The organism is Natronolimnohabitans innermongolicus JCM 12255, from assembly GCF_000337215.1.
GTDB lineage: Archaea > Halobacteriota > Halobacteria > Halobacteriales > Natrialbaceae > Natronolimnohabitans > Natronolimnohabitans innermongolicus.
The window spans coordinates 1-236 of record NZ_AOHZ01000105.1 but is presented as its reverse complement, the minus strand read 5'-3'; the positions used below and the strand labels follow the sequence as shown (position 1 = coordinate 236).

Sequence of the window (236 nt, the reverse complement as noted above, 5' to 3'; positions counted from 1 at the left end):
GCGTCGTCGAGGTCGTCGATCATCTCCTCGTGGAACGTCGCCATCTCGTCGATCTCCTCGAGGAGCCGCTCGAAGTACGCGTTCCGGACCGCCATACGGATCTGATCCGGCACGGTGTCGTACGACTCCGTCTCGACGAGGTCGTCTTCGACGGCTTCGACCTCGTCCGTCAGCGCCCGGAACGGCGACGGCGTTTGCAGGAAGTCGACGCGCGGTTTCTCGATCGTGTCGGTCTC

1 protein-coding gene is annotated in these 236 nt (G+C 64.0%); it reads right to left on the bottom strand.

Features of this window, described 5'->3' with window-relative positions; all coding sequences use genetic code 11:
• Positions 1–236 (bottom strand): DUF7286 family protein (locus C493_RS23180; RefSeq protein WP_007261468.1); only part of this gene is annotated, 236 nt, incomplete at both ends.